This window comes from Streptomyces glaucescens, from assembly GCF_002154375.1.
Lineage (GTDB): Bacteria > Actinomycetota > Actinomycetes > Streptomycetales > Streptomycetaceae > Streptomyces > Streptomyces glaucescens.
This window is the reverse complement of record NZ_MUND01000271.1, coordinates 1-8,812: the sequence shown is the minus strand read 5'-3', so window position 1 is coordinate 8,812 and position 8,812 is coordinate 1. Positions and strand designations below refer to the sequence as shown.

The following is an 8,812-nucleotide window of genomic DNA, read 5'->3' as shown; positions in this document are numbered from 1 at the left end:
CCGTGGCCGAGACGCGGCCGGCGACGGCCCCGGCCGCGTCTCGGCCACGGGGGGTATCAGCTGGGTCTGAGCCACCGGAGGTATGAGCTGCGTCTCGGCCACCGGCGGTATGACCCGGGTCTCCGCCACCGGCGACATCACCTGGGTCTCGGCCGCGTCCGACGGGAGCCGGCCCTCGTGGTCCGCGGACCGGGACCGTTGTTCCGGAAAGGCCTGTGTACCGGTCTGCGGTTCCCCCGTCGGGGACGCGACCTCGGGCCACTCCGGTTGGGCGTCTTCTCGCCACATGTTCACGCGCGCACTTCCCCCCACGGGACGGGTACGGGTGCGCATACGACCCTGAGCACCCGTCGGCCGAACCAGGCCCCCCACCCAGCCCGAGCGCCCCGTTTACCACACGGTGCTCAGGCGAAGAATGTAGCGCACGCACGGGTCATGTGTTCGCCACGTGCCGCTTGTGGGTATTCATCAGCGCAATGTCCATGGCTGGAAACCATCCATCGGCAGGCCGCCGCAGCCATCCCTCCTCGGCCGCCGTCTCCGCCGCGGCCCGCCGCAGCGCGTCCAGTCCGGGATGCGCAAGCCCTTTCCGCCACACCAACGACACGGGTGACAGCGGAACGGGGTCGACGAGCGGACGCAGCACACAGCCCGGCATGGCCGGAAAGCTCACGACGGCGAGCACCGGGCTCCCTGATTTGGCCATGATCCTCTGGAACTCCTCCGCCCCGACGGCCAGCGGAGCGGGCGCCGCCACCTCGATCCCGCGCCCCTCGAACAGGCGGTGCGCGAGGTCGGTCCACTCCGGAGTCCGGGGGTTGCCGGCCCCGGCGTACACGGTCTCCCCGGCCAGCTCGGCCAGCGGCACGCTCTCCCAGGAGGCGAGCCGGTGCGTCTCGGGCAGCACGATCGCCATCGGCTCCCACCGCACCGGCTGGTGTGCCAGCTGACTGCGCAGCGCCGGGGCGAGCCCCGCGTACCGCCCGAACGACGCGTCCAGCCGCCCGGCGATCAGCTCGGCCGCCGCGCCGGTGAGCCCGCTCTCGTAGCGGGCCATCAGCTCCTGCTCGGGGGCGAGTTCGCGGGCCCGGTGCAGTACCCGGCGCGGGGTGCCGAGGCCAGGGGAGTTCAGGTCGACGAGCAGGGGGCGGGCCTGTCCGCAGGCGGCGAGCAGCTCGTCCTGCGCCTGGAGCACCCGGCGCGCGTACGGCAGCAGCCGCTCGCCGTCGCCGGTCAGCGTGACCTGGCGGGTGGTGCGGACGAACAGCTCGGCACCCAACTCCCGCTCCAGCCGCCGTACATCCCTGCTCAGCGCCTGCTGGGCGACGTAGAGCCGGGCCGCGGCGCGGGTGAAGTGCAGTTCCTCGGCGACGGTGACGAAGGCGCGCAGCAGCCGGGGTTCTATGAAGGAGGAGGACACGGCCGAGGGCGAGGGCGAGGAGGAGGAGAACGAGGACGGGGACATCCGGGGAACTTACAACACAGGTGCGTCAATCGCCGCCGAACCGGTGTTGGACCCCTTGATCACTCCCGGGCGACGGTGGACGCATGCCGTACCGACACCTCTTCGCCCACCCGGGCGCCAAGGCCTTCACCGCCGGAAACCTCATGGCCCGGCTGCCGATGGGCATGTTCAGCGTGAGCGCGGTCGTGATGATCGCCGGGGCGCGCGACTCGTACGCCCTGGCCGGCGCCGTCACCGCGACCGGTCTCGCGGCGACCGCGCTGGTCGCCCCGTGGACGGCCCGGCTCGTGGACCGGTACGGCCAGGCCCGGATCGCCGTGCCCGCCACCCTGGTCGCCGCCCTCGGCAGCCTCGCCCTCATCCTCTGCGTCCGCCACGGCGCCCCCGACTGGACCTTGTTCGCCGCGTACGCCGCCACCGCCACCACACCCAACACCGGTGGCATGTCCCGTGCCCGCTGGGCCCATCTGCTGAAGGGCGACCATGCCGCACTGCACACGGCGAACGCCTTCGAGCAGGCCGCCGACGAACTGTGCTTCATGCTGGGCCCGGTCCTCGCGGCCTTCCTGTGCGGGGCGGTCTTCCCCGAGGCGGGCACCCTGGTCGGCGTGGTGCTGCTGGTGTCCGGGGTCCTGCTGTTCGCCGCCCAGCGGGCCACCGAGCCGCCCGTGCGGCCGGGCACCCGGGGGAAGTCACCGATCCGCGCGCCGGGCATGGCGCCGCTGCTCGCGGTCTGCCTCGCCATGGGCACGGTGTTCGGGGCGATGGAGGTGGTCACCCTCGCGTTCGCGGACGCCCACGGTCACCGCACGGCGGCCGGGGCGGTGCTCGGTCTCCAGGCCGCCGGGTCCTGCGCGGCCGGGCTGCTGTACGGGCGGTTCCGGCCGACCGGACCGGCCGAGGCCCGGTACGCGCGGTGCATCGCCGGCATGACCACGCTGCTGACCCTGCCGCTGCTCGCGGCCTCGCTCACCGGCTCGCTGCTCGCCCTCGGGGGCGCGCTCCTGGTGGCCGGGATGGCGACCGCGCCGACGATGGTGACCGGGATGGCACTGGTGCAGGAACGCACCCCCGAGGGGCGGCTCAACGAGGGCATGACGCTCGCGGTGACCGGACTGCTGGGCGGGATCGCCTGCGGCAGTGCGCTGGGGGGCTGGACGGCGGAGCACCTGTCGGCGACGGCCGGGTTCGGGGTGCCGGTAGCGGCGGCGGGGGCGGCCCTGCTCATCACCCTGGCCACGCTCCGTCCCGTTCTGCCCGTTCGAGCCGTCGAACCGCTCCACTGATTCCCGTCCAACCCATTGACGGCCCCCGGGGTCGCACATACCTTCGCCCGGCGAAGGTTGTCGAAGCGCTTCGACGACGGAGACCGCTGACCACCGAGGACTGACGGGGCACTGATGGTCAAGATCACGGACGTGGCGCGGCACGCGGGCGTCTCCCCGAGCACCGTCTCGTACGTGCTCAGCGGCAAACGCCCGATCTCCGAGGAGACCCGGCGCCGCGTCCAGGCCTCCATCCGCACCCTCGGCTACCGCCCGCACGCCGGCGCCCGCCTGGCCGGCGGCAGGGCGAACGTGCTGGCGCTGGTGATGCCGTTGTGGGCGGGCGTGCACGCCCCGACGGCGCTGCGGTTCGCCGCGTCGGTGGTGACCGCCGCCCGGTCGTACGGCCACGACGTGCTGGTCCTCACCCAGGACGAGGGCGAGCAGGGCCTGCGCCGGGTCACCGACACCGTGCCGGTGGACGGGCTGATCGTGATGGACGTAGGGCTGCGCGACCCCCGGCTGCCGGTACTGCGGGACCTGGACCGGCCGGCCGTCCTGATCGGCTTCCCGGCCGACCGGGCCGGGCTCACCTGTGTGGACCTCGACTTCAGGGCGGCGGGCGAGAGGTGCGTGGACCACCTGGCGGAGCTGGGCCACCGGGCGGTGGCGCTGGTGGGCCCGCCACCGGAGGTCTATGTCCGCCGGACCGCCTGCGCCCAGTACGTGCTCCAGGGTTTCACCGCCGCCGCCGACCGGCACGGACTCACCTCCACCGTCCACCCCTGCGAGGCCACCGCGGCGGCGGCGCGCGCGACGGCCGAGCGGCTGCTGCGGGAACACCCGGCGCCGACCGGGATCGTCGTCCACAACGAGGCGGTCCTGGAGCCGTTGACCGAGGCCTTCGCGCGGCTGGGTCCGCGCGTCCCCGAGGAGCTGTCCGTCACCGCGATCTGCCCCGCCGACCTGGCGGAATCCGCCCGCGTGCCGCTGACCTCGGTCGCCCTGCCGGCCGCGGAGACCGGCCTGCGCGCGGTGGAGCTGCTGATGCGGGCCCTGGCCGGCGAGCCGGTCCCCGCGACGACCCTCCTCGCGCCGGTCCTCACGGTGCGAGGGAGCACGGCCCGGCGGACCGGGGGCGGAGGCGTATGACAAAGGCCCCGCCGCTCGTGAGCGACGGGGCCAGTGCTGTACATGGGGTGGTGGAGATGGCGGGAATCGAACCCGCGTCCAACGGTGCGGAACCAGGGCTTCTCCGTGTGCAGTCCGCTTCGCTTTTCTCGGCCCCGGAGATCACGCGGACAAGTCTCCGACGGGCTCAGTCACTGTGTGGTTTCCCTCTTCACCCCGTGACCGGGATCGAGGTTTAGTCCCCTAGCTGATGCCAGGATCCGGGTCGGGAACAGCCCCGGGCTGACACTCCCTTAGTAGGAGGCTCGCTCTGCTACCTGAGATCAGGCAGCGAGGGCGAAGGCCTGCTGGGAGGAATCGCGCTTGGTGTTGGCGATTATTTTTTTCGGCCTGTGGTTTACGAGATCATGGCCGCTTCCTCGACACGCTTCCCCTGCTTCGACAGCCGCTGTCGAAACCGATCATCCCCATGTTGATTTATCAATCACCGCACCCAGCGTGTGAGTGCAGATGCCATCATACGGGGTCAACGGCCGGCGGTGCCACCGTATTCCCGCGCGGTCACGGCTCAGGCCCGCTGCTTGCGCCGCACCGCCGACATCGCCCGCTCGGCCTCGCGCCGGTCCTGCTTCTCGCGCAGGGTCTGCCGCTTGTCGTACTCCTTCTTGCCCTTCGCCAGCGCGATCTCGACCTTCGCCCGGCCGTCCTTGAAGTACAGGGACAGCGGCACGATCGTGTGCCCGGTCTCCTGGGACTTGGACTCCAGCTTGTCGATCTCCTCGCGGTGCAGCAGCAGCTTGCGCTTGCGGCGGGCGCTGTGGTTGGTCCAGGTGCCCTGGCTGTACTCCGGAACGTGCACGTTGTACAGCCACGCCTCGTGACCGTCCAGCTGCACGAAGCCGTCGACCAGCGAGGCGCGCCCCTGGCGCAGTGACTTCACCTCGGTACCGGTGAGGACGAGACCGGCCTCGTAGGTGTCGATGATGAGGTAGTCGTGCCGCGCCTTCTTGTTCTGCGCGATCAGTTTGCGCCCTTTTTCCTTAGCCATAGTGCCGCCCATTTTCGCACTACGGAGGGGGTGTGCGGGAAGTCATTAAGCGCGGGCCCGTCGGGCGGGGCGGTCAGTCCCCCAGCCCCTCCAGCACCGTCTCCGCGTGCCGCAGCGCGTCCTGGTCCGCCTCCAGGTCGGGGGTGATACCCCGCCCGTCCACCCCGCGGCCGGAGGGGGTGCGGTAGTGGCCGACGGTCAGCTCGGCGACGGAGCCGTCGGGCAGCCGGCTCGGCATCTGGACCGAGCCCTTGCCGAAGGTGCGGGAGCCCACCACGACCGCCCGGCCCCGGTCCTGCAGCGCCCCGGTCAGCAGCTCGGCGGCGCTCATCGTGCCCCCGTCGACGAGCGTGACCAGGGGTCTGGCCGTGTCGCCGCCGGGCTCGGCGTGCAGCGCGCGCTGCTCGCCGTCGACGTCGTAGGTGGCGACGAGCCCGCCGTCGAGGAAGGCGGAGGCGGTGGTGACGGCCTCGGTGACCAGGCCGCCGGAGTTGCCGCGCAGGTCGAGGATGATGCCGTTGTCGCGCGGGGCCCGCCGGACCGCGTCGCGGACGGTGTCGCCGGAGCCCTTGGTGAAGGCGCCGATCCCGATGAGGGTGTCCCCGTCGGGGAGGGTGCGGACGGTCACCGAGTCCGTGGAGAGCCGGGCCCGGCGCAGTGTGAGGCTCCACGCGCGCGTGCCGCGCTCCAGGCCCAGCCGGACCGGCGTACCGGCGGGCGCGTCGGTGGCGTCACCGCGCAGCAAGGAGACCACCTCGGTGACCGGCCGGCCGTCGACCGGCCGGCCGTCGATGCTGCGCAGCCGGTCGCCCGCGCGGATCCCGGCGTCGGCCGCGGGCGATCCGGCGGCCACCTCGGTCACCTCGATCCGCCCGGCGCGCTCCCGGCGCGCCGAGAGCCCGACGCCTGTGTAGGCGCCGTCCAGGGCCTCCTCGAACTCCTCGTACTCGCCCGGCGAGTAGACGGCGTCCCAGCGGTCCCCGCTGCGGCTGACGGCGCGCTCGGCGGCCTCCAGCGGCGAGGCGCCCTCGGCCACGGCCCGGGCGGCGGCGGCCCGCACGTCGTCGGGGCGGGCCGCCGTGGTGGGCGTCCGGGACGGACCGGGCGCGGGGCCGCGCTCGGTGCCGGGCAGCGAGCCCGTGGCGGCACCGGTGACGAGCACGCTCGCGAACACCAGGGTCAGGGCGGTCCCGCGGCGCGTACGACGGGGCTGACAGAACAGGTCACGACCTGACATGGCGGTGAGTCTAGGACAACGCGAAGGGCCGTACGGTCCGTTGACCGTACGGCCCTTCTTGGCATGCGTCACACCTTCAAGTACTTGCGCAGCGCGAAGAACGCGGCCAGCGCGGGCATCAGCAGGCTCGTGGCGAGGATGAGCGGCAGCTTCGTCAGGACGGCGTCCCAGCCGATGAAGTTGATCAGCTCCAGCTGGTCGGCCAGGGCCAGTCCATGGTCGATGAGGAAGTACCGGGCGGTCACCAGGAACGCGCACGCGACCGCGCCGCCGATCAGTCCGGCGACCGCGGCCTCCATGATGAACGGGGCCTGGATGTAGAAGCCGGAGGCGCCGACCAGGCGCATGATCCCGGTCTCGCGGCGGCGGCTGAACGCCGAGACGCGCACCGTGTTGACGATCAGCATCAGCGCCACGACCAGCATCAGCGCCATCACCGCGCGCGCGGCCCAGTTCATGCCCTCAAGGAGCTTGAAGAGGTTGTCCAGCGTCTCCTTCTGGTCCTGCACGGACTGCACGCCGTCCCGGCCGTTGAAGGCGGTCGCGATGACCTGGTACTTCTCCGGGTCCTTCAACTTGATGCGGTACGACTCCTGCATCTGATCCGGCGTCAGCGAGCTGGCCAGCGGGGAGTCGCCGAACTGCTCCTTGTAGTGCTTGTACGCCTCGTCCTGGGACTCGTACGTGACGGTGTCGACGACCGGCATCTTCTGCAGGTCGGACTTGATCTGCTGCTTCTGCTCCTCGGTCACCGCGCCCGTGGCGCAGGCGGGGTCGGACTCGGCGTCGCTCTTGTTGCAGAGGAAGATCGAGACGTTGACCTTGTCGTACCAGAAGCCCTTCATGGTGTTCACCTGGTCGCTCATCAGCAGCGAACCGCCGAACAGGGCCAGGGACAGGGCGACGGAGACGACGACCGCGAAGGTCATCGTCAGATTGCGGCGGAGACCGACACCGATCTCCGACAGAACGAACTGGGCGCGCATGGCGTGCGGTTGAGCCTTTCCGTCGTGGATCGTCAGTGCTGGTAGCCGTAGACGCCGCGGGCCTGGTCGCGGACGAGGCGGCCCTTCTCCAGCTCGATGACGCGCTTGCGCATCTGGTCCACGATGTTCTGGTCGTGGGTGGCCATCACGACGGTCGTACCGGTGCGGTTGATCCGGTCGAGCAGCTTCATGATGCCGACCGAGGTCTGCGGGTCGAGGTTGCCGGTGGGCTCGTCGGCGATCAGCAGCTTGGGCCGGTTGACGAAGGCCCGCGCGATGGCCACGCGCTGCTGCTCACCGCCGGACAGCTCGCCCGGCATCCGGTCCTCCTTGCCGCCGAGCCCGACCAGCTCGAGCACCTGCGGCACCGACTTGCGGATCTCACCGCGGGACTTGCCGATGACCTCCTGGGCGAAGGCCACGTTCTCGGCGACCGTCTTGTTCGGCAGCAGCCGGAAGTCCTGGAACACCGTTCCCAGCTGGCGGCGCATGTGCGGCACCTTCCAGTTGGAGAGGCGGGCGAGGTCCTTGCCCAGAACGTGCACCTGTCCGTGGCTGGCCCGCTCCTCGCGGAGGACCAGCCGCAGGAAGGTGGACTTTCCGGAGCCGGAGGACCCCACGAGGAACACGAACTCGCCCTTCTCGACCTCCAGGGAGACGTCCCTGAGGGCCGGGCGGGTCTGCTTGGGGTAGACCTTGGAGACATTGTCGAATCGGATCACGGATGCACCACGGGTCGCCGGGGGTAGATGAGCGTGACCATACGCGAACCGGGTGGGCAACCGCAGGCACCGGTAGGGGTTGCGCGCAGGTTGTGCACTTTTGTGCCGCGGGCGCGCGCACTCGCTCGGGGCGGAGGAAACCGCGCGGGCATCTCCGCGGCACAACCCTCACGTTCCGCAGCCCCGCGACCACGGAAACCGTCCCTCTTGGAAGGGCCCCGCGCACCCTCCGGAGGAACCTGGCACAGTGGAGGGGGAACGTTCTCACCCCCGAGGGCGTTGTCCAACGAGAACCGGCACTAGGAGGGCGAGCACATGACGTACGACCGGCTGGTGTGCGCGAACTGTGCCGCGCCCGTCAGCGAGGGCCGCTGCCCCGTGTGCCGGGCCAACCGTGAGCGGCTGCAGCAGGAGAATCCGCTGGCCGGCCTGACTCCCATGACGCTGATCGCCCTGCTGGCGGTGTTGATCGCCGCGGTGGCGCTGCTGGCGCACCAGACGGCGTGACGAAAAGGGCCCGGAGCTTCGCGCTCCGGGCCCTTTCGACTACGACCGGCCGTTCCGGCCGGCGAGGGCGCCTTTAGGCAGCCGCACCGCCACGGCCGCCGACCAGACGCGGCAGCACGCGGAAGCCGACACCGCCGGCGATCATCGTCGCGGCGCCGATCAGCAGGAACGTGGTCTCCGTGGCACCGGTCTCGGCCAGCTCGTCGCCACCGCCCTGGGCGGTCGGGTCGGAGGCCGGGGCGTCCGCACCGGTGTCGGTCAGGGCCGAGGAGCCCGCGCCCTGCGCGGAGTCACCGGAGCCACCGTCGGGGTTGGTGTTGTTGCCGCCACCGTTGCCCGGGTCCGAGGGGTCCGAGGGCTCGTCCGGCTCGACCGGGTTACCGGGCTCTTCATCGCCCGGGTCACCGGGGTCGCCCGGGTCACTAGGGTCACCAGGGTCGCCCGGGTCACC

9 protein-coding genes and 1 other RNA gene are annotated in these 8,812 nt (G+C 71.5%); 3 read left to right on the top strand and 7 right to left on the bottom strand.

Annotated elements, in window-relative coordinates; genetic code table 11:
- Positions 1-433: 433 nt before the first annotated feature.
- Entirely contained in the window at positions 434-1,465 is a 1,032-nt protein-coding gene (locus tag CCN42_RS18720) for a LysR family transcriptional regulator (RefSeq protein WP_086737178.1), read from the bottom strand.
- An 83-nt stretch (positions 1,466-1,548) separates the two neighbouring features.
- Here CCN42_RS18720 and CCN42_RS18715 point away from each other — a divergent pair, with 83 nt between their 5' ends.
- Both CCN42_RS18715 and CCN42_RS18710 read left to right on the top strand, forming a co-directional pair.
- Positions 1,549-2,751, top strand: a complete 1,203-nt coding sequence (locus CCN42_RS18715; RefSeq protein ID WP_086737176.1) for an MFS transporter — start codon at positions 1,549-1,551, stop codon at positions 2,749-2,751.
- A 114-nt stretch (positions 2,752-2,865) separates the two neighbouring features.
- Complete coding sequence (locus tag CCN42_RS18710; protein ID WP_086737174.1) at positions 2,866-3,882, top strand: LacI family DNA-binding transcriptional regulator; 1,017 nt, start codon at positions 2,866-2,868, stop codon at positions 3,880-3,882.
- A gap of 48 nt (positions 3,883-3,930) precedes the next feature.
- Here CCN42_RS18710 and ssrA read toward each other — a convergent pair.
- From ssrA to ftsE, 5 genes are all read right to left on the bottom strand, one after another.
- Positions 3,931-4,330: a transfer-messenger RNA gene (gene ssrA, locus CCN42_RS18705) on the bottom strand.
- Positions 4,331-4,429: 99 nt separating this feature from the next.
- Positions 4,430-4,909 carry an SsrA-binding protein SmpB gene (smpB, locus tag CCN42_RS18700; protein ID WP_086171125.1) on the bottom strand — a complete coding sequence of 160 codons (480 nt, stop codon included), beginning with the start codon at positions 4,907-4,909 and terminating at the stop codon, positions 4,430-4,432.
- Between the two features lie 73 nt (positions 4,910-4,982).
- Positions 4,983-6,146 (bottom strand): S41 family peptidase, encoded by a 1,164-nt coding sequence (locus CCN42_RS18695; protein WP_086737172.1) that lies wholly within the window; start codon positions 6,144-6,146, stop codon positions 4,983-4,985.
- Positions 6,147-6,214: 68 nt separating this feature from the next.
- Entirely contained in the window at positions 6,215-7,132 is a 918-nt protein-coding gene (gene ftsX, locus CCN42_RS18690; RefSeq protein WP_086171127.1) for a permease-like cell division protein FtsX, read from the bottom strand.
- Positions 7,133-7,164: 32 nt separating this feature from the next.
- A complete protein-coding gene (ftsE, locus tag CCN42_RS18685; protein ID WP_086171128.1) occupies positions 7,165-7,854 on the bottom strand; it encodes a cell division ATP-binding protein FtsE in 690 nt (229 codons plus the stop codon).
- 315 nt (positions 7,855-8,169) lie between these two features.
- Between ftsE and CCN42_RS18680 the strand changes: the two genes are divergently transcribed.
- Positions 8,170-8,361 (top strand): hypothetical protein, encoded by a 192-nt coding sequence (locus CCN42_RS18680; protein WP_086171129.1) that lies wholly within the window; start codon positions 8,170-8,172, stop codon positions 8,359-8,361.
- 73 nt (positions 8,362-8,434) lie between these two features.
- On the opposite strand, the gene CCN42_RS18675 is transcribed toward CCN42_RS18680, so the two are convergent.
- Positions 8,435-8,812 (bottom strand): LPXTG cell wall anchor domain-containing protein (locus CCN42_RS18675; RefSeq protein ID WP_143661945.1); only part of this gene is annotated, 378 nt, incomplete at its 5' end.

Excerpts from the sequence above, each read along its gene's own strand:
- CCN42_RS18720 (WP_086737178.1), bottom strand. The coding sequence starts at position 1,465 with ATGTCCCCGTCCTCGTTCTCCTCCTCCTCGCCCTCGCCCTCGGCCGTG.
- CCN42_RS18715 (WP_086737176.1), top strand. The coding sequence starts at position 1,549 with ATGCCGTACCGACACCTCTTCGCCCACCCGGGCGCCAAGGCCTTCACC.
- CCN42_RS18710 (WP_086737174.1), top strand. The coding sequence starts at position 2,866 with ATGGTCAAGATCACGGACGTGGCGCGGCACGCGGGCGTCTCCCCGAGC.
- smpB (WP_086171125.1), bottom strand. The coding sequence starts at position 4,909 with ATGGCTAAGGAAAAAGGGCGCAAACTGATCGCGCAGAACAAGAAGGCG.
- CCN42_RS18695 (WP_086737172.1), bottom strand. The coding sequence starts at position 6,146 with ATGTCAGGTCGTGACCTGTTCTGTCAGCCCCGTCGTACGCGCCGCGGG.
- ftsX (WP_086171127.1), bottom strand. The coding sequence starts at position 7,132 with ATGCGCGCCCAGTTCGTTCTGTCGGAGATCGGTGTCGGTCTCCGCCGC.
- CCN42_RS18680 (WP_086171129.1), top strand. The coding sequence starts at position 8,170 with ATGACGTACGACCGGCTGGTGTGCGCGAACTGTGCCGCGCCCGTCAGC.